Below are 21,656 nucleotides of genomic sequence, written 5' to 3'. Positions count from 1 at the left end.
AACTTCCTCCTATCGCGTCTTCTTGATATTCCAACCATTCCATGCAGGGAATGGTTTACCCATAATGAGCCATACTTTATCCTTTTCTTTTTCATCCCATGGCTTATCTGGTTCAGGTAATCCTATACCTGTATCATCTTCATCAATTACATTCATTTCATGCTGTCTTTCAATATTTAAATCCACTTCATTTTCTATAGAAATTATATTTGAATTCGAATGCATTCCCTCATCAATTTCATCAATAAATCCATAATTCCCTTTATTAATATTTAACAATTCATCATCTTCTATAGACATTGTATTTAATATTAATTTTTTCGTTGTAGTTTCACTATCTATTGTGATATTTGAAGCAGAATTAATGTTTATCTGTTCTTCTTCATCCAGTATCATTATAGTTTCATTACTTGAACTTCCCTCTTCTTCTTGGAAAATCCTTATTTTCTTCTTATTTACCTGTTCTGTTTGCATTTCATCTTCTATTGTCATTTTTCTATTTTTACGTAATATTGTTTTATCAAATTGTTCTTCGATAACATCTAAGAATACATTACATTCTGCTAAGGTACTTTCTTCTACCTCTGTATCTACATGAATTCCCGAAATTGCCATTTCATTATTGTTTATAATTGAATCTGTTTCTTGACTATTACTCGCAAAATCATAGTGATTTATAGTAGTTTCGAAATTACTTTCTGAACCTGCAAACTTTATTTCTTCTAATGTTGTTTCTCTATCATTACCACTATTTACGAATTCAATTGTTGCAATATCCACTTCATTTGATGCATTGTGATCTGCTAAATTCGCATCTATAACTACAGTGTCTATAGTTGCACCCATTTCACCTCTAATAGTAGGATCAATAATTGACTCATAGGTATCTCCCAAACTCATAAGAACCCCATCAGTAACTACAACTCCAATTTGATTTGTTTGATTACCTGAAACTGTATCTTCAATGGTAGCATCCTTTTCTTTCCCTACATTGGTTGGTACTTGATTGTTCATTTCAATATCAAATATGTTAAACAGATGAGCTAAATGTTTTCTTTCTACTGCAACGTGGACTTCACTTCCACTTAATGCGTTTTCTACATCTTGTATCATTGTTTCATATTCTTTATGAATAATTAATGGTTCTACCTCTTCTATTAACGTTTCATAAGTCTCTCCTACTATACCTTCTGATACATAATCCAATAGAATACCATTGTCTTTTTCAGCCATATTTGACATTGTATTTTCCTTATAGACAACACTATCAATTATCCCATCAGATTTTGCTGTACTTAGATTAATGAGGTAATTTTCCTCTTCACGAAGATTTTGAAATGCTCTATCGTCACTTTGCATATACACTTCTAGCGTATCTTCCAGATTCATATCTAGTAATTTATTGACGTGTAATTCTTCTTCGCGTTCGATTTGTTCTGCTATCTCAACACTTTGCGCATACGTTTCTAGTATTTTCTCCAAATTCATACTTAGTGGTTTATCGACATGTAGTTCTTCTTCACGTTGTAATTGGTCTAATCTATCCATACTTTGCACATGCGTTTCTAACGTGTCTTCCAGGTTCATTCCTAACAATTTCTCTACTGTTGTTTCTTCTTCGCGTTCGATTTGTTCTGCTATTTCACCACTTTGCGCATACGTTTCTAGTGTTTTCTCCAAATTCATACTTAGTGGTTTATCGACATGTAGTTCTTCTTCACGTTGTAATTGATCCAATCTATCCATACTTTGCACATGCATTTCTAGCGTTTCTTCCAGATTCATGCCTAACAGTTTCTCTATAGCTGTTTCTTCTTCGTATTCAATTTGTTCTGCTATCTCACCAGTTTGCGCATACGTTTCTAACGTTTTTTCAAGATTAGTGCTTAATAGCTTCTCGACATGTAGTTCTTCTTCGTTCATTCGTTTTGCTTTATTACTATTTTGTACATACGTCTCAAGCGTTTCTTTTCTATTTTCATTTTGTTCTGCCATATTACCGCTTTGTACATACGTTTCTAATATTTTTTCATGTTTCGAACTCACTAACTTCTCAATATATACCTGTTCTTTATGATCAGTTTGATTCGCTCTATTACTATCTAATAAATACAAGTCTCTTGTATTATCTAGAACAGCATCAATTAGATATATTTCATTCAGCTCTTCTTCTCGTTCTGCAAGCGCTGCTGAATCGTTATTTTGAATATAGGTTTCAACTATATTTTCTAATTCCAATCCAATTAGATTATCAACATGAGCTTTTTCTTCTCTCTGTATATCATCTGCTATCATGCTGGTTGATACATCCGTATTCAATACCTTTTCACTTTTAGCATCTAAATATTTCACTAAATTTATTTCTTTTTCTTGTTTCAATTGATTTACTACATTACTATCTTGAATATAAGATTCAAATATCTTTTCAAGTTTTGAATTAATCAGTGTGTCTTGCTGAATTTCCATGTTCTTTTCGGGTTTATTTACTACACTTTGTTCTTCTACACAAAGTTCTAAATTCTTCTCTATCTCCCCAAAATCTCCATAGTCATTCGAAATATCAACTAAGATTTCTCTTTGATCATTTAAGATAGTTGTTGAAATAAATGTGTCAAATTCTTTATCTAGATGATACTTAATTTCATTTTCTATAGTTACCTCATAATCAGCTACACTATTTTTAACAGAAATATTTTGTTCAATTTCTGTTTCATTTGTTTTTTTCTTTTCACTCTTTTTTACTACATGTGTAACCACTACATCTTCACATTGTTCCAACACACTTGAAGAAAAACCATCTATTTTAGCGTCCTTTAATAAAGAGTGAGTTTGCATTGTATTTAACTCGTTAAGTTCAACATCTATCATATCCTCATTGCTAAAGGCCTGTTCTATAGCTATTAATTCCCCTTTAAAAGCATAACGATTAGCGCCATTCTCTAAATTATTCAAATGACCATTTTGAATCTGGAATGTTTCACCGGAATTTATAACAACCTTTTCACCAACTTGGTAATTTCTATCCCCACTAAGTAGATTTAACTTTTCTGCTTCACGAATAAATTCTGTGCTATCCAATAAAGTAGTAACATTCGCTTGATAATGACTACTAAAGTTACTATTTAATACTGAATCTTCAAATCCATACTTAAATGATTTGCTTTGTGTTTTTTCCATATTCAGTGACTCAGAACCAGAATGGTAAACCTGACCTAATTCAAATCCTGATAAATTATTTTGAACATTTTTATACTTATCTGCAATGATAAATTTCTCACTATTCTTCGTATACTGATAAGATTTACTATCTTCCATTTTATGAATTAGCTGTTTTACAGACTTGAAAGAGGTACTACCAATGTACTGACTAAAATCGTTCAAAGTATAATTCACATTTGCCCTTGGCACTGTCATTGAATCTACTCTTACGTCTGAAATATTCTTACCTGCACCTAAACCCTGAATAATTACATCATGTACGTTTCGTGTTTCATCTAATGAAGCTTTCTGATTCATTAATCTATAGACTTCACTAGCTTCACTTAATGAAGCTATATGAGACACACCCTCGTAAATTTTAGGTTCAATATACGCCTCATATACATCAAATGGGACTAATCCATATAAATGATAATTCCCCCTACTATCCTGAGAAACGTTTCCTTCTAATGCAATTAAAGATCCTGTTTCAGTATTTGCAACCTTACTTGATAACAGCTTATTTCCATTACTCATTTCATGCTTTTCTAGAAAACCTAAAATTCCTTTATAGGATTCACCTATATCTCCTAAATTCAGAACGCCTTGAATTGGTGTATCTTTTCCTTTTAATATTCCTTCATCAGGATAACTTGTAAAAATAACTTTAAAATTCTCAATCTTATTGGGCTCTTTCCCAAATTCACTTAATTTGTTACCCTTATCCAATTGGCTATAGAGAGCATCCCAAACCACTTTTAAAAAATTAGCTTTTGCTATTTCTACAACTTTCTCGCCATATTGTAAGGTTAGTAACCTTTCTTCAGTATTGATTTGCCCACTTTTAAATAATACATCTGCTAATTCTTTTACTTGATTATGACCAAAACTCGGTAATAACTCGAGTAGTTCTAAACTAATATTTTCTCCAATTAACTCTTTCAAAAAGCCAAAATCATACGAATTCCTTTCACTATAAACCCTCTTATTACTACTTTTAAATTCAAATGGAGTTTCTGTATGAATCATCGACTTTTTACTAGATTTCAAGTCATATTTGTTTAGTTTCTTAACTAGATTTGTATTAATTTGACTAATAACCTCTCCAAAATAAGCGTAAAAATCCTTATTCTCTGTTATTTCTATTAAATTCCCTTGTCGTGCACTTTTATCCCCTCTAGTTAACGCTTCTCCTACCTCCGCTATATAAATAAGACTACCTTTTTCTAAATTTAAATTGGAGCCTTCAAATATAGTTTTGTAATCAGCTAATACAGAGTGCATCGCACCAGCCGCTCGTTTCACTTTTGTACCCATTTTCATATCATCTAAAGCTAACGCACTATACCTATTCCAAGGATCAAAAGCCAATGGGACAACATCTAGATTAGGTACATTTTGATGACGATTGAACCTGAATACATATCCCTTTTTATTATAAAAAAGGGTAGTGAAACTGAGTAAATAATGCTTACTGTTACTCATTTTCCACCACCCACCTTTCGACAAAGTAAGACTTGCACCGTAGTATTCGGTACAAGTCATGACTTAGTTGCGGTTATTATAAATTTTCTTTTAAGAAACCAAGTCCAATAGGAGCATATGGAGTCATGTTCGCTAAACGGAAAGGTGTTCTAGGTGTATCTGCTAAAGTGTAACGATATGTTTGGGCGTAATTATAAGAAACAATCACTTCTACGCGATCTTTTGGAGCATCACCCAAAATTAATCGTTTGGTAGAACCATCTACTGTAAATTTCCCAGCAGCTGGAGGTGTATCTGCTTTATATTCAACATAATTCGCTTTAGTTAACGTATTACATCCAGCTGAACTTACTAAGCGAACTTCAAATTCATCATCGATTGTAGGTCTATGGAATAAATGAAACTCTTTGATTGCTCCATCTCCTGTACCTACTTGCTCGTTTTCAGATCGTTCTTTTACTTCTAGTTCATCTAATTGTGAGATATTTTTTGGATGAATTGCATAAACTTCATCTAGTCTACCCACATATCCATCAGAAGGATGAACAATATACATTGGCGAAATGTGATATTTATTAGAATATACAGACGGATTAAAACGAGACTCATGGCTTGGATCTACGTCAGCATCATGAGTAATAAATGCTAAATAGTGTTTTTGATACATTGCCCCGCCAACAGTTCGTTGTACAAGTACAGAACTATTACCATTAGATGTATTTACACCATAGTCAACTACACTACGTCCTAATTTCATACCCGCCTTATATTGAATCTCATCATCAGAACGAGCTCCACCAATAATTACATTATTCATTCGAGGAGTCTTACCAATTGTCGATAGACGTCCAATATATAATGGTGCAAAGAACGTACTTTCAGGATCCGGCGCAGGATCTAAACGGAAGTAAGAAACGATACGATCCTTTGTAATATTTCCCCAATAATAAACTTGAGAATCTCGTCCCCATCCTAAACCGATATCATTTTGCGGAATAAACGTTACGGCTGTTGGTAATGAAGGATAAACAAAGCGAACTGCATCATAAGCGGCCCCCATAAGTTCTGTTGGAACTTGCGGATTAAACTTATTTACTTCAATATCTCCATAATTACCGTTTGCATCTTTTACATATTCTAATTCATAGTCAGCGAATAATGCTAACGGCTCAGTTCCTCCTGAAAACGTTACTGTACCGGCCTCATGGTCCACAGTATAATCAGCGGAATCAAGAGGTACTGTTCCAGTTAATTTATCATAGAACTTATATGAATTCTCGCGGATACGTTGGTTCCCTTTCTTCATTTTAAAGCTAAATACTCCACCTTTTTTGTCTTCTAACTCAGCCAAGTCAGGGCGTTCAGAACGTAAAATAAATCGAGTAGGGATAAATCCTTCAAACGTAAAGAACCATAAGCGTTTTACTAGATCCGGAGCATTATCTGTAAGCGAGTATGTAGAAAGAACCTTACCTACTTGACTATCATTGAATGTTACAGTCCCTTTCTCTCCATCTATTAAATACTTTGTTGTAGCTTGGTCAATCATTGAACCATCTTCACGATATAAAATTACACTAGAAGGAATAACTGGTTTAACCATAAATTCAAATACTGTCTTTGTTTTTTTGGCCCCACTAGGAGTTACATCCTTCATTTCACCTAAAAATGTATCTTTTGAAATTACAGGTTCCTCTCCAAGCTTTCTCACATTTCCACCATAACCTGTAGTGAATCCAAAGTAGCGATGTTGTTTATCGCTACCTTTCGATTCAAATAGAAAAGTTTCAGCAAAAGTTTTTCGGTATGGATCCTTCTTTCCATTTGCATCTGTTAAAGGCGATACCGCACGGTATTTCCCTAAAGTACTCCATCCTCCCGCATTAAACAACTTCTCTAAGTCTAAAGGTAGAAGTTGCACGGACAAATCTACATCGAAAAATCCATCTGTATTAATTAATGACATATTGGTCACCCCTTCTATATTTATTAAGAAACCTCTATAGGTATTGCAGTAATACCTACAGATTCGTTACCGGCTGAATCCACCGTAGTAATTTTGATCTCAGGTTTAAATCCTGTGTTTAATCCCATTAATCTGTAATAAGTTGTTCCAGTAATTCCAGTAGCATAGATCTTACCATCTAAGTAGATATTGACATGCTTTAAATCCTTATCTGTAGGAAGGTCAAATTCTACATCAATAGTCTGTGACTTTGGACTTAATACTTTAGTAATCTTCACTTCTCCTGGAGGAGTTTTATCATTCTTATTGTCGTGAGGAACTTCATTTAGATTAATGTCCTCAGAATAAATCCCCAAACCTACAGGACGGAAAGGTGTAACAGGTAGCTTCGTTAGAGGAGATACTGCACCTATACTATGTGGTTTATACATTTCATAAACCTTTTCCGGACAGTTTTGTTTTGCAACGCGTAAATTCGTTGCACTCATTCCTTGTGAGTTAAACCCGATTGCTTTATCTAAATATCCCCTCACACCCTCTTCAGGATGAACTACATAAATTCGAGAGGAGTGTACTTTATCTGAGTATCGGGAAGTATTAAATTGATATTTATAATTGTTAGTTTTTTCAACAGGATTATATGCTCTCGGATATTTCTTACCAATTTCATCTACTCTATTTGGTGGTAGCTGGTTCGAAGGTGCATTCCATGAGAGATAGTGAGCCTGATAACGTGCACCAAATCTAGAACGGGAGACCATTACAGAATCTACACCATTTGAAGAATGATGTGGATATAATTTAAGTAAAGGATAAATCGTTTCGCCAACAGTTGCGCCAGGATCATCAAAATCAAATAAAGATACTACATCTTCATTCTTCACTCGTTTGCTAGCGTTATTAGTCGATAGACGAGCAATTGTCGCACCTGTGTCCCAATAAGGTGCACGCATGAATGTTCCAAGTTGCGCACGTTCAACAGTTAAATATTTACCTTTTTTCTCAATAAGTTTAACTACCTCTGTACCATTAATCGTTAACAACGCTGGTGCCTCAGGTAATTTTGTTGCATCATTTACATAAAGGATTGTATCGCCAGGCATAATTTTCCGCCAAGAAAATGTAGTTTCTTTTCTAGTTGAATCCACACGCTTTACAGGTGGAATAGTTCCTGAAAATAATGCATAGCCTTCATCTTTATCTCCATCTAAAGAATTTACTTTACCGAAATATAGCGGTATAGTTGGAACCAAATTCTTCTCCCAAACAGGGGCTGTATCAGCTTGAAGAACTAGGAAAAATGTTGTGCTATCAATATGACCTTTGACACGAACTTCTGAATCTGTCCACCAGTTCGTATGCCATAAAGGATCATTTATATGCTCTAAAAATTCAGCGCGTAATGTAGTCTTAACGATTGGTGACTGCATTACACGAGGATCAGCTTTTTCAATTACCGCTTCTTGCATATCAGTATCCCAACGTGTTTCTAACACTTCAATATCTAGTGCTGAACGTATTACATGGAAAGGAGAAGCTGACAATAATTTTTCCTCATAAATTAAGTCTTCTGGATCATAGTCTCTATCTTCTACATGGTAGTTTCCTTCAAAATATTCATACCACCACTTAGACCAGTCATCTCTATCCCTATCTCTGTCTTGCTCAAAGGATGTACCACCCATACCTGGCATAGTAACGATTGAAACAATACCATCTTCTTTAACAAGATTAGAGTTTGGTAACTTTTCTAACATATAGAAATACAAGTTTGTTCTTGTTGTATTATCTACATACTTTTGTTTAATCCATTCATCCCAAGTAGGTTTCATTTTAAAGTTAGGATCATTAGGATCGGTATCATCGTGAGGTCTACGAATAGGTTGTTTCTTCTCATACTTGTACTTAAGAGGGAATTGGCTAATTGTCGCAAAACCTAGCAATTTCCCATCTGCATTTCTAAAAATGGTATGTCTTGCAATTGCATAATTGACTTGATCCGTTCGGCGATTGTACGCCCTTGTATCTACCGCAGCTTTATAAAAGTTCCTCACTAACGTCCAACCGTTATCAATTAACATTTGTGCAAATACGTCCTGCAAATTATCTTCTTCAAACTTAGAGGGATAATCCTGAGGAGTTGAATCAATATATGGCATCTCATCACCCACTTCATCATTTTATTTTAATAATAGGTTAATCAGTTTTATAAATAGCAATTCTTCTATGTCATGTATATTATAGGTAGGTACCTTTCTTTCATAACATGTAAGTTGCATTACTACATTACGTTCACAGATACTTCAATACCTGCAGATTCATTACCTTTCATGTCTACAGAAACTAGTTTGATTTTTACACCATTTCCTTTTGTCACATTTTTAATAGTATATGATTCTACTTCAGTGACACCTGTTGCATACTTCATACCATTTACGAAGATGGTAACCGTTGAGAGCTCCATATCATTTGGATTTGTCCAAGTAAGTAATACAGTTCCTTCTTGTGGATTTGTAGCTTTTAGGTTAGAAACATTAACTAGAGTCTTATTCGCTGCTGGTTTCTTAGAAGTATTTAGTGCTTCTTTGTACAACCCTAATCCCATTGGTCGAAATTGTGTGGATGGTCGCTTCGTTAGTGGTGAAATTGCACTAACCGGGACACACTGATATACATCAAAAACCTTTTCTGGACAACTCTCTTGACGAATTCTTAATTCACTAGATCCCATATTAATTGAATTAAATCCTACAGATTTCTTTAAATACCCTCTTACTCCTTCTTCTGGATGAATCAGATAAATAAATGAAGTTTGTACTTTATCCGAATAACGTGAAGGATTGAATTGATAATTATTAATTCGTTCCCATGCTCGTGGGTATTGTTTATTACCTACTTCAGAGCTACGCTTAGGAGGCATATCTTGTGCAGGTGCATTCCAAGACAAGTAATAACTTTGATAACGAGAACCTAATTTAGTACGACTCACCATTACAGAGTCAACACCATTAGATGGATTAGAAGGATATTTTTTCAAGACAGGCATAATTTGACGCCCACCTTTAATCTTAATATCATCAAAGTTATAAGCAGCAACGCCATTTGTATCAGTACCTTTTGGAACAGTTCCTGCGAATAATGCGATAGCAGGATCACCTTCATCTATTGCTTCAATATCGCCATAGTAAATCGGTACAATAGGTACGACATTATTTTCCCACATTGGTGTATTATCCGTTTGGATAATTAAGAAAAGACTATTACTGTCAATATGTCCTTTAATATTAATTTCCGAATCAACCCACCAATTTGTATGCATATAAGGGTAATCAATATTCTCAAGTAATGGTGAACGTAGAGATGACTCTACAATAGGCGACTGCATCACAACAGGATTCGCTTGTTTTACAAATTCTGAACCAGCACTTGTAGATTTAAAATCAATTTGTGTAACTTCAATATCTAAAGCCATTTGAAGTCGTTTTTCATCTGCACTAGATCCCGTTCCCCATGGGGTAAATAATTTATCTCCTTCTTTTACATCTGGTAATTTTTCCAACATATAAAAATAAAGAGATGTATTTACTTTTCTTTTTTCAAATTCTTTGGCCATATAGTTAATAAGGGCCTCTTTTTCAGTAGCTGTTGATTTAAAAGCATTGTAATATGGAATCCCTTTATCATGAGCAGTAAACTCCTTCCAATCTGCAACTACAGCAAAACCAAACAAATCACCTCGTGCATTACGTAGAATAATATGATTGGCAACTGTAAATTTTTCATCATGCCTTCCTTCTAAAGGATGATCTGTAACATAATAAGACCCTGTTACAGCTTTTTTAAACTCTACTACTTTGGTCCAGCCGTGTTTAATCAGTAAATCCATAAAACCGTGTTGTAAGTTACCTTCACGAACCTTATAAGGGGAAAGTGCAGGTGTGCTATCAATATACGGCATTTCTACACCTCTCTTTCTATTAATTAAGGACGAGATCTTACCCGCCCTTATTCTGCAACTTAGTTATCGTTATGAGTAGGTAATAAGTTGCAACTAATTACTTAAATTTATTATAAGTAGTCTTTTTATTCTGTTAACAACACTCATGTCTAATTAATAATTTTAGCTTTTAGCTTTACATCCGAAGGTACACTACTTCCACAATACAGGGTATAACTCCACCTGCTCCCTTTATCTTGGCCATCATTCATTACTACTCTTAATTCCCCATCATCAGGTTTATAATAAAAACCAAATGGGCTTCCTTCTTTATCCATTTTACGTGAAGTATCATAAATCAATTCATTATTAACAAATACTCGCATTCTATCTGGTGCAGAGAAGAAATCATATTCCACATAGCAGATGCCCTCTTCACTTACAGCATGAATATATTCCCCATATCCCATGCCACCCTGTGCTGTTTGTCCGCATTTTAGTACATTTTTACCTGGTTTCTCACCTTCGCCTTCTGGCTTTCCACCTCCGCCTTCTGGTTTTCCGCCTTCACCTTCTGGCTTTCCACCTTCACCTTCTGGTTTTCCGCCTCCGCCTTCTGGTTTTCCACCTTCACCTTCTGGTTTTTCAGGGGGAATATTTTTTGAGATAAATTCAATATTCACTATTTTTTCGCAAACTCCAAAACCATAATCAACGATAAATTTAATTGAATATACTCCTGGTGAACTACTAGTAAAAGTGTAATTTCCTGTCTGCATGACTTTAGGAGGGGTTTGAACAAGTACACCAATATTAGAAGCTGAACTATTTTGTCCATGATCTAAATGAAGAACAATTGAATCTCCTACATGTGATTTTAAAGAAGGACCAGTAATGTTTAATTCACAAATAAATTCGCCAATAATAGTCCCCTCAGTTATACATTCTTGTCCATCGTTATACGTTACAATAAATGTAACTTTATATACGCCCTTATTAATAACTTTAAACGTTCCATTCCCAAGACTCTTTAAACCATTCTTATCATAGTTCGTATCAATGCGTAGAATACCAGATTTATTTGTGTGTACAAGCGAGAATGTAACAACCTCTCCTACTCCCTTATTAAATCGTGATGTAATTAAATTTAAACCACAGCTACTAATTGGGATATCATTAATAATCTGTATTTTTGAAGGCCTTGAAATTGGTTCTAATACAGGAGTCTCTATTCTTTTAAAACAACCCGCATCTTTTAACATACCTATACCTGCCATTCTAAAATGGGTAGAAGGCCTTTTAGTAAAAGCTGAGTCCCCCTCTACAATCGTCACGTAATATTCATCATTATATTCTGATTTTTTGTTATCCTTGCCCGCATTATCAGAATCATGACCATCTTTTTCTGGAGGAATGCTAGGCACCAAGTTGTCCCATTGAAAAGGAACCCTTAAATGCATTTCTTTTCCTAACCCTGTAATTACTTTTATCCAGACTTCATAAATGCCTTCTTTAGACATATTCATAAAGTCGTACATAGGTGTACCATCACCTAAGTCTTTTTGCGTAAAAGCAATTCCTTTAACTCTCCTTAATTCATGGTTTACTTCATCATCCTCTAAAGCAATTACTGCCCCAGCCTCTCCAATTTTATAGGGTTCCTCTATTAAAAGCTGATCTTTTTCTCTTAAAAATCTGATATATGCTGTTACTTCAACGATATCAGTATCTTTTAGGAAATAAACATCAAGATAAGATACACCATGCTTGTTAATATCTATAGTAAGTGGCCCATGAGAATGATATGTAATTACGTCATCTACGTCTTTAAAAATGTACCTCGATGGTAAATGCCTCCATCTAATTGAATGTATAATTGGTAGTGAATCAGTTCCTTTAAACCCTTTATTTTGCGGTACTGATAAATTAGGAACGGGAGTTAATGCCATATCAAAATCACCTCTACGCTTTTATAATTTCCACGGTAAAGCCTTGTAATTCTAAGTCTCTTTTAAAATATTCCATAAGATATAATTTATTAGATTTATTGATTGTCGAAGGATTTTTTCCGTCCTTTGTAATTAATTTATGTGGAATCCCCTTAATCTCTCCTCTAAACCTTATTCCAGTTTGAACATTCAAAATATTATCCAGGGATTTTACAAGAGATTCATTATTACCGCTTACTCTGACTTTATGTTGAATATCACCTTCATTATCAATAAAGGCAAAATCTTCTCCTCTTTTTATCTTAAGAATCATTATATTTTACCTCCTACATTTTTGAATCAATACCCATTTCTTTTAATTTATTAACTATAAAATCGTGTTTATCTTTAAAATTGCTAGCTAAAAACTGTCTATTAATGATATACATCATAAAGGCCTCAGCAAAGTCTTCGGCCGGGCTAAAACATCCATAATCTGATACCGGAGCAAGTTTTCCATTATCTAGTGCTGTACCCGGCGAGCTTTTCGTTAGTTCATTAAATGAACCATCAATATTCTCGATCCACCCACTAATATCTAACCATTCTTGCATTTCATGTAGTTTTTCACCTAATATGTCATATCCATAATTAGATAATGCATGACCCATCTCATGTACAGCTACTTCTGCGGCAACATAAGGTATATAATTATCATTAGTCATATCCGGTAAATAATATGCTTTATATTCTCCATCAACAACATGACTGCCAAAACCCAGGTTAGGTTTTATATAGTCATATGGGCGATGTGCCTTGGCAACTGAAATATTATAAAGCAGCACCTGAGGTTCAAAGTTAACTAAAGAACGAAAAGAAGATAAAATATTTTCCTTTTTCCCATTACTATGCATGGCTGTAGCAAAACTATCCATTACCCAAGCTCCAACAAGACCTGTATCATCTTCGTTTTCAATAAATACGTTATTAAAGTCAATCCAATCATATATAGCACTTGGTACTTTCTTAATTAAAGGAAGCATTTTATCTAATATATCGCCCTTTAAAAACCCCTCTGAACCTGGGAAAAATAAGACAGGTTTATTGAGTTTAGCTGACATAAATACTGAGGCTTTTTGCAATTCATTTAAACAAGGTAAATTTGCCTTTCCCCACTCGTTAAAATCTAGCCATCTATCTTGTAAACTATAACCTTCATCTTTAATATCTTTTAAAGTTTTCCATAAAAATTTATGAAAATCTTCAATTTTTATTTTAGAGTTATCCAAATGATACTGACTTTGAGACTCCTGTAAATAATCTAACCAATCATTTCGCCCCTCCCAGAACGATTTGCTTAATTCCTTTCCAATACCATCTGTGCTGTTAGCCAAATAATCTTGCGTAATAACAGAGGGATTCCAATAAGTATCATCTACTGCTTGTGCCTTTACTGATCCATCGCAATAATAAGAAAATTTATTACCTTTATCAGAATTAGAATTATTGGTTGAATCTCCCAAATTAACATGAAGATTATTCAGTTTGCTTGTACTCTTAGCAATTCCCCACTCTAATTTAGTAGATTCTTTAGGTACCTCAGGTTGATATTGAGATTCATTACATTCTTCACACCAATAAGGGAACACTAATTTCTCACCTTCAGAAACATTAATAACGGGCAGAAGTACGATATTAGGAATATACCCTAATACACCATCTTCAGGATGCATGACTGTTGCGCGAGATGTATGAATCTTATTACTATACCTAGATGCATGAAAATCGTATTGATAGTAACCATATCTTAAATAATTCCATGCCCTTGGGTACTTACGAGCGTATTCTTCCTCTTTCTCGGTTCCTTGTGCATTTTTGACCAGTCTTAATTCTTCACGAGTAGGTGGCATTAGATTAGGTGGCACGTTCCAACGTAAAAAATGTTCTTGATAACGCGCTCCGTATTTGGTTTTTTTGATCATAACGGAATCTACTCCGTTTGATGGATGGTTTACATAATTTCTTGTGATAGGTTGTAAAATTTCAGTTTTAGTCTCTATACTATCGAAATCAAAAAATTCTCCTACTTGCCTACCTCCAAGCATAGCGATTGGTGTTTCATTTTTCAAAGATGTATTTTTAGATACTAGATTTCCAAAGAAAAAGGGAATTAAAGTCACCATATTATTTTCCCAGCTAGGAGCTGAATCTACTTTTAATGTAAAAAATGCACTTGTCTCATCAAATACACCTTTTAACTGAATTAAAGAGTCCCCCCACCAATTCGTATTAGTTCGATAATTCAACTTCCCTATGGAGGCAACTAGATCACCTGTATCTCCTTTTAATTGCATGGTAATAATCGGTGATTGTTTCATACTTTCATAGTATTCATCCTCACCGTAGTACTCTATATCCATGCTATCCCTAAATATATCCAAACCATGATTTTCACTCATGATAGTAACTGGAGCAAGTTCACCACTAGGTGATACATAATGCGTATATCCAGCATATGTGTCTAGTGTGTATGAATAAACAGTTGTATAGTCTACAGATTTTCTATAAAAATTAGAAATCCATTCTAAGAAACCTTCTTTTTCTCTAGGAATATCTTTAGTGTTAATTTTTACAGCCCCTGTTGACTGTGCGAATGCTAAATACTCATTATCCCACCTACGCATAATCATATGCCGAGTGATGCATAACATACCTTCTCGAGATTCAAAAGGAGGTAGATATCCCTTTTCCCCTTTTACAAATAACTCTTTTTCAAAAGTAATTTTATATAGATCTACTTTTGGAACTTGATTGTTAAAATTCTGCCACCAGTAATTACCTGATTTATCTTTAAATCTTCTAAATACTTTATCAAACATATCATCTAAAAAATTATCATGTCTTAATGTTTCCTCTACCCAAGGCATTTATATCCACCTCTCTTATTTGTTAGGATTATCCCTTAAACATTGAAAGTTTATCCAAACATATTTCGATTGCCCACCTTTATTATCAAAGCGGAATGTAATTGGGGTACCTGCTTTTACTGTTTTCACAGCCATTAAATAAGCACCTTCTGGTAAATCCTTCGTATAAATTTCATCAAATACATAGTTATTTTTATGATCATCCCCAATAAACAAACTCCAATTATCAAAGGAATGATATCTAGATGCTCCTACAGCTACGGAGACCAGCTCAATATCAAAATCAGGAATAAATTGAATATCAAAGTGCCCTAAAGTACCTAGTACCTCTAAAATTTTCCCCTTTATATAAGGAACTGTTTTTGTAGGCATAAATGGATAATCTAAACGTCCACCACCCAATCTACCTACTCTATCTATTTCCCCTCCAACTACTACATTTGCTCCAAAACTCATGTAGGACCTCCTCTCTAAATTTCATCTGTTATCTTTGGTCCGAGTTCCACATTAACATCTACAGGAGACGATGGATTATATCCATCAGACCAACCATCTGGAGAGATTTCAATTTCTTCATTAGATGCATATCCTATTTCTGCATAGTCTACATAATCCTCTACTATCACTTCTTCATAATTACTATATTTACCGTTATAAAAATCAGATGGATTTTCATATTTAGACGGCATAGAATCTTCTTCAATTTCGTCCTCACTCCAGCCCCATTCCGAGTCAAAATACGTGAGTTTAACCTTTTTAAAATTACCGTAATCATTTTCCCTTATAATCTTTGCAACAACTTCTTGGGATTTACCAAACCACTCTGTTTTTATAGAAACTTCTGTAATCATAATATTGTTGATGTACTCATAATCTTGAATTTCATCAGATACAGATGGATTGAGCCCACGGACTAAAGAAATTTTATCTAATGCACCATTTCGATAAATAATTCGGATCTCATTAATTACATGATTAGCTATTGAATTTTCTGTTTCCCTTATGACTTCAAATGACTCTACTTGCCATTGAGAAGAATTCAATGTTGTTACACCATTGTCGTTATCATTATTGAATAGCGGACTAGTAAAATGGTGTCTTGTTCCCTTTCCTTGATTAACTTTTCTATTGATCATATCAAGTATTGGATATACATCATTTACGTTCATATGACTCTTTTGCGCCATTTTCCCACCTCGCTTTCCATAGCATTATAAGAAAAAACAAGGAGATTCCTAACGTTCCGCAGGAATCTCCTTGTTTTTTTAGCTATAATAATTCTCTTTGTCATGCCAAGTAAATTCTAGGAAATTTAACATACCTTCCTTATTTCCAACAAGTCGGTTCCCTTTTATGACATAATACCCTGCATTAGAAGTATTACTATCATAAACATAACAACCATCTAATAACTCTATCATTGGATTTCCTTTAACAACGGCATTAAAAGTACGGGCTTGCCTTTTCATATCAAAAAATAATTTGTTCGAAATATCCTCTTTGGTTCCTCTTGCATTTGAACCAAATCGCTCATCAATCCAATCAGCAACAATCTTAGCCGTTCTCATATTACCCTTTGTAGATATAAGAAGATCTTTATCTACAAAATGCTCAATTTGCCCACCATTACCAACAATAATAAGATGATTACGTATACGAGAATGGTCAATAGAAGTGGAAAGAGAATATAAATTCTCACCATCTATAAATGACCATTTTGCCTCACTTGCATTAATTTTACGGATATTTTCCAATCTAAATGTTCCATAACGATCACAGTAGGAGCGATACATAATATCTCCGATGACTTCATGAACCGCATCAGATGCTCTTGTACCTTCTAAAAAATCTATCGCCTGTACATAAGGATTTTTATAACCTTGTGCATCTTGTACAGTTGCTATATCTTTTTCGACATATTGTTGACTTTTAGTATCCCAGACGACTGCCTTTTTCCCACCTCTATCGATATCAATATAATACGTTTCTTCAATAATAGCGTCAGCATATCTCAAATCATCTTCATGGATCCTCCATCCAATCATTCCTGCCTCATTTACGATATTATGAATAATAGATGATTTAACCCACATGGTTACTGGTTGTTTTTCATCACCATGTATCTCGTCTCTTCGAGGAAAAGTTAGGACCCTATCAAAAACATGTTCTTCTAACATATCGTACATATCTACACAATTAATAGTAATTGTTTTTTCATCAGAATTTTGCTCAATCTCTCCTCTTATACGTCCTGTAAAAACCCTTACTAGGTTTTCACCATAGCCTGCATAAATACGTACTGGGGTAGCTTCACTTAACACATGTCTGATTGCACCATTCTCATAATATGACATCTCTGCTTCTCTTAAATTCTCAGGAAAGATATTGGCTCGTTCATATGTAGGAGAATAAATACCATGTTTATTGTCTAAAGTAATTCTTGCAGTTGCGACTCTGGCGTCAAAATGGCTATTTATCTCCCACTGTAATACATCTTGGTCTACTGTAAAGGTTTTATCGTATACAAACGCCCCTGTATCAACCCATACATCACGTTTACGAGCCTTAATTCTTTCATCAACATATTGTGCACCGTATTGAGTTTCAATTTCCACTACCTTAAAGCATTTTAGTCCAAATACGGCCTCACCACTTACATTATTTAAGGAGAAATCTAATATATGTGAATTGGTCCCTTGTATATCACTTGCAACCCATTTTGCATAAACTGGAGGTTCATATGTAGGTTGTGTTGTATTGTTCTCTTTTGTATATCGTTTTACAATCATTCCGTCATATGTAACCGTTACGGAATCTCCTTCTTTAAGATCTGCATAGAAAGCATATTCATAAAATCCGTCTGAAGAGAAGTTATGTTTATATCCAAAATCTTCAACTGCTCCTTTGGCAATATTCTCATTAAACCCTAAATACTTTTCGCCTGTTGACCAAGCTGTAAAATGGGTTATGTTCTCTTGTCCATGCCAATTCTCATCCAGATTTGCATCCTTATCAAAGCACTTATTAAACTTAATATTTTGGGTAATGGTCATTTGGGGTGGTGGTTGACTAACACCACTTCCATTTCCTGTACTATTATCATTTCCGCCCGTATTACCGCCTCCATTATTACCTTTACCGCTTGGTGCTACTCCTAATTTTTGAGCACCTGTTAAAACAGGATATGGATCAATATGATTATTTCCACCATAAATCCATTCACCTTTCCAAATTTCAAAGTGTAAATGGGCGCCATAAGATTGACCTGTATTTCCGACTTTCCCTAAACGTGTTCCTGGAGTAACTAAATCACCTTTTCGAACCTGTAAAGAATTATTTTGCATGTGGGCATAAACTGTCATATATCCATTATCATGTTGAATCATTACACAATTACCATAAGATGTACTTTTATAAGCCTTATGTACATGTCCAGCCCAAGCCGCTACTACCCACATACCATTAATTTTACCTTGGGATGTATGTATAATATCAGTACCCTTATGCCCTGAACGTGCACCCCCGCCCTTATGTTTCATATGGTGTGAAGATACTTTCGCACCATTTCCAAATGAAATTCCTTCAACAGGAAAAGTAGCACCGGATAACGCACTAGAGGTTGCATTATGAACTTCTTTCCTTTGTTCCTCAATTGTATAAGTCTCAGCTTTCTCACAACCACAGTCTTCTTCCTTCTTGGAAACATTTAGATTTGTAGAATGCTTTGGAAACAGATTTTTATTAATAATAGAACCAGATTCTTTACAATGCCATTTTTTTTGACTAGATTCACCAATAATTCTATCAAAATAGCTTTTCACAAGTTTTTTCCAGTTAGGTCCATCTGCTGACCATTTCCACTTTTTATATCCTTTATCTCCACCTTCATGGAAATAATCAACATCACTAGCATCCATATATCCATTGGAAATTTTTGCGTATCTGCTCCTCATTGCTTCGGAAAAACGTTTTGCAGCATACTTCGCTTGGGTATCTATCCCTTTATATTGAGGATCGCATGAACCCGGGCAACCATATCCTACTATATAACTTCCTTTTTCAGGTTTCCCTTGTCCCAATGTTCCAAATCCTGTTTCATGCTTTGCTACAGCTAATAGAAAGAAATAAGCAACATTGGGACACTTATAATGTTTTACCCATTTATTTAAGGCACATTTAATATACTCAAATCTATCCCCTGATTCTCCACCTTTTGTAACAGAACTTGGCTCAGCACCTGCTACTGGTGTTGTTAAAGTTGCCTCTGCTGCCTGATGCACAATAGATGCTTCTCGAATTCTGTCCCAAACTTCAAACTTATTTTTCATTCCTGGTACATAGGCCATTTTGTCAAATTCAATAATAACCCTAGGTTCATGACCTAAAGCATTAACTTTTCTCATTACGTCATTTAACAACTGAGGCGCAGGAGTTCTATGATCAAATACGTTCGGCATACCTTATTCCCCCCTATCTAAATCTTTCTAGTGCCCATTCTGTAAATCTATGTAAATATACAATTGCTTCAGCTCTAGTTACACATACCTCAGGTTGAAAGGAATCATCTGCGTAAAGTGGAAATACATAACAACCATCATTAAATTTTTCATCTAATATATTTAAGACTGATTCGGCATACCATTTTCCTACAATCTTATCTTTATCTTTAATGTATCTCTCCGTTTGCTTAATTGTATTATTTACATATCCTCTATCTGTATATCGATTATAAATATTCATTCTTAAACGTTGTAACAAAGTAAAAAACTCTCCTCTATATATCGTTATATCAGGAAAGAATCTATCATTATAGAGTGCGCAACTTGACATAGGGACAACTTTTTCTCCCTGCCTATTTTTGATTTGAGCACCCTTTTGATAATTGTAATTCACATAAATAGGAAACTGATTTAAATTATAAGATACATAAAGATATCCATTAATTATAGTAAAACAGTCTCGTTTAAATCCTAACGTTCTTGTAAGTGCACCTTGTATGGATTCGTCTTCATTTACATCTACATGTATTCTCTTTAACTTCTTGTTCATGCAAACTGCTATTTCATTTAAAGAGTAAGTGATATCAAATACGTAATTATTCGCTTTTTCTAACTTTTTTGCCGGATAAGCCAAAGAGCATCCGCTCATCAAAGGATAAATCTGACAGTTTTCAAGAGTATGATCTCCTTCATGCATTTCCACTACCCCAGATAAAAGAATACTAACTTCTCTTCCATTGGTTAACGGATAACCAATATGTATAAAATTATCCTCAAGTTTAGATGGGAGTGTAGGCACCCCATCAATATAAACAAACACCATTTCCCTAGAATCAGGTTTATATCCGCTTACTTCAAACTTGGTTTGTCCCTCTGTTGAAGTAAAATTATGAACCTGACGTGACTTGCCACCAATAAATTGGTTATAGGTTTTTCCACTAAATAAGGTTTCTTCTTTTTTTGCATCAATAAACATATTATCTGTTTCTAATACTGCACGATAAAACCAATCCTTTGGACCCACATCTAACCATCGCTTTGGCATTTTTAATACCCCCTCAATATCTTTTCGATGTATTTAAAAGTCCTTGTCATATAGGATGCCGTTTGAGCCCTTGTAATCCAAACTTCAGGTTGAAAATATTGTACAGGTGTTCCATCACTAGCATAAGTAGTGATAAGGCCCCTTTTTTGCATTTCATCTATATACGTTTGCGCCCAATGATTTTCAATATCTATAAAAGGATATTGATGACGATATTCGAAATCTTGTTTTCGAATTAACATAAGGTTTACAGTAATGATATATTTCGTCTCAAATTCTGCTGTTTTAATATCTAAATCACCATTAACAATCCCTAAATAAATCGTGCCTTTTTCATCATAGTATTTGTGTTCTGCACCAATAAACTGCAGCCAATCTGCAAATTCCTCTTTGCTCGCAAATAAAAATTGAATGGTAGTAGAATAATGAGAAGTCCCTTTCCCTACCAATCCTGCAGAAGATTGAATATTTTCGTTTATATGGGATTTTAATACTGGCGTTGGTGGCTTATAATCGCCAGTCATACGCCCCCTTACTTGTACAAAACGAATCCCGTTATCATAAAATAATTTACGTTTAAATACATCATCATTTGATTTACTTGGTTTTTGTTGTGCCATTTAATCACCCCTTAGTATTATAAGAAACCCCACCTAATAATTAGATGGGGT

12 protein-coding genes are annotated in these 21,656 nt (G+C 34.5%); all 12 read right to left on the bottom strand.

Features of this window, described 5'->3' with window-relative positions; translation table 11 throughout:
- Window positions 1-9: 9 nt before the first annotated feature.
- Complete coding sequence (locus tag JFU02_RS28250) at window positions 10-4,683, bottom strand: ring-infected erythrocyte surface antigen domain-containing protein (protein ID WP_098838312.1); 4,674 nt, start codon at window positions 4,681-4,683, stop codon at window positions 10-12.
- Between the two features lie 76 nt (window positions 4,684-4,759).
- Window positions 4,760-6,649 (bottom strand): hypothetical protein, encoded by a 1,890-nt coding sequence (locus tag JFU02_RS28245; protein WP_098838311.1) that lies wholly within the window; start codon window positions 6,647-6,649, stop codon window positions 4,760-4,762.
- A 23-nt stretch (window positions 6,650-6,672) separates the two neighbouring features.
- Window positions 6,673-8,808 carry a hypothetical protein gene (locus JFU02_RS28240; protein ID WP_098838310.1) on the bottom strand — a complete coding sequence of 712 codons (2,136 nt, stop codon included), beginning with the start codon at window positions 8,806-8,808 and terminating at the stop codon, window positions 6,673-6,675.
- 122 nt (window positions 8,809-8,930) lie between these two features.
- Window positions 8,931-10,607 (bottom strand): hypothetical protein, encoded by a 1,677-nt coding sequence (locus tag JFU02_RS28235; protein WP_103945283.1) that lies wholly within the window; start codon window positions 10,605-10,607, stop codon window positions 8,931-8,933.
- 149 nt (window positions 10,608-10,756) lie between these two features.
- The gene (locus tag JFU02_RS28230; protein ID WP_098838308.1) at window positions 10,757-12,535 is read right to left on the bottom strand and encodes a hypothetical protein; all 1,779 of its coding nucleotides are present in this window, start codon (window positions 12,533-12,535) and stop codon (window positions 10,757-10,759) included.
- Between the two features lie 13 nt (window positions 12,536-12,548).
- Window positions 12,549-12,848, bottom strand: a complete 300-nt coding sequence (locus JFU02_RS28225; protein ID WP_098838307.1) for a hypothetical protein — start codon at window positions 12,846-12,848, stop codon at window positions 12,549-12,551.
- Window positions 12,849-12,861: 13 nt separating this feature from the next.
- Window positions 12,862-15,441, bottom strand: a complete 2,580-nt coding sequence (locus tag JFU02_RS28220) for a hypothetical protein (protein WP_201071938.1) — start codon at window positions 15,439-15,441, stop codon at window positions 12,862-12,864.
- Window positions 15,442-15,456: 15 nt separating this feature from the next.
- Window positions 15,457-15,897, bottom strand: coding sequence for a hypothetical protein (locus JFU02_RS28215; RefSeq protein WP_000007798.1), 441 nt, complete (start codon window positions 15,895-15,897; stop codon window positions 15,457-15,459).
- Window positions 15,898-15,911: 14 nt separating this feature from the next.
- Window positions 15,912-16,628, bottom strand: a complete 717-nt coding sequence (locus JFU02_RS28210) for a hypothetical protein (RefSeq protein WP_000057634.1) — start codon at window positions 16,626-16,628, stop codon at window positions 15,912-15,914.
- A gap of 78 nt (window positions 16,629-16,706) precedes the next feature.
- The gene (locus JFU02_RS28205) at window positions 16,707-19,898 is read right to left on the bottom strand and encodes a M23 family metallopeptidase (RefSeq protein WP_098838305.1); all 3,192 of its coding nucleotides are present in this window, start codon (window positions 19,896-19,898) and stop codon (window positions 16,707-16,709) included.
- A gap of 13 nt (window positions 19,899-19,911) precedes the next feature.
- Window positions 19,912-20,985 (bottom strand): hypothetical protein, encoded by a 1,074-nt coding sequence (locus JFU02_RS28200; protein ID WP_001126626.1) that lies wholly within the window; start codon window positions 20,983-20,985, stop codon window positions 19,912-19,914.
- A 2-nt stretch (window positions 20,986-20,987) separates the two neighbouring features.
- Window positions 20,988-21,605 carry an S-layer homology domain-containing protein gene (locus JFU02_RS28195; RefSeq protein WP_000068593.1) on the bottom strand — a complete coding sequence of 206 codons (618 nt, stop codon included), beginning with the start codon at window positions 21,603-21,605 and terminating at the stop codon, window positions 20,988-20,990.
- Window positions 21,606-21,656 lie beyond the last annotated feature (51 nt).

Source organism: Bacillus sp. TH13, from assembly GCF_016651175.1.
Classification (GTDB): Bacteria; Bacillota; Bacilli; order Bacillales; family Bacillaceae_G; genus Bacillus_A; species Bacillus_A thuringiensis_S.
Note: the sequence above shows the minus strand (reverse complement) of the source record. Positions and strands in the feature narration are given on the sequence as shown.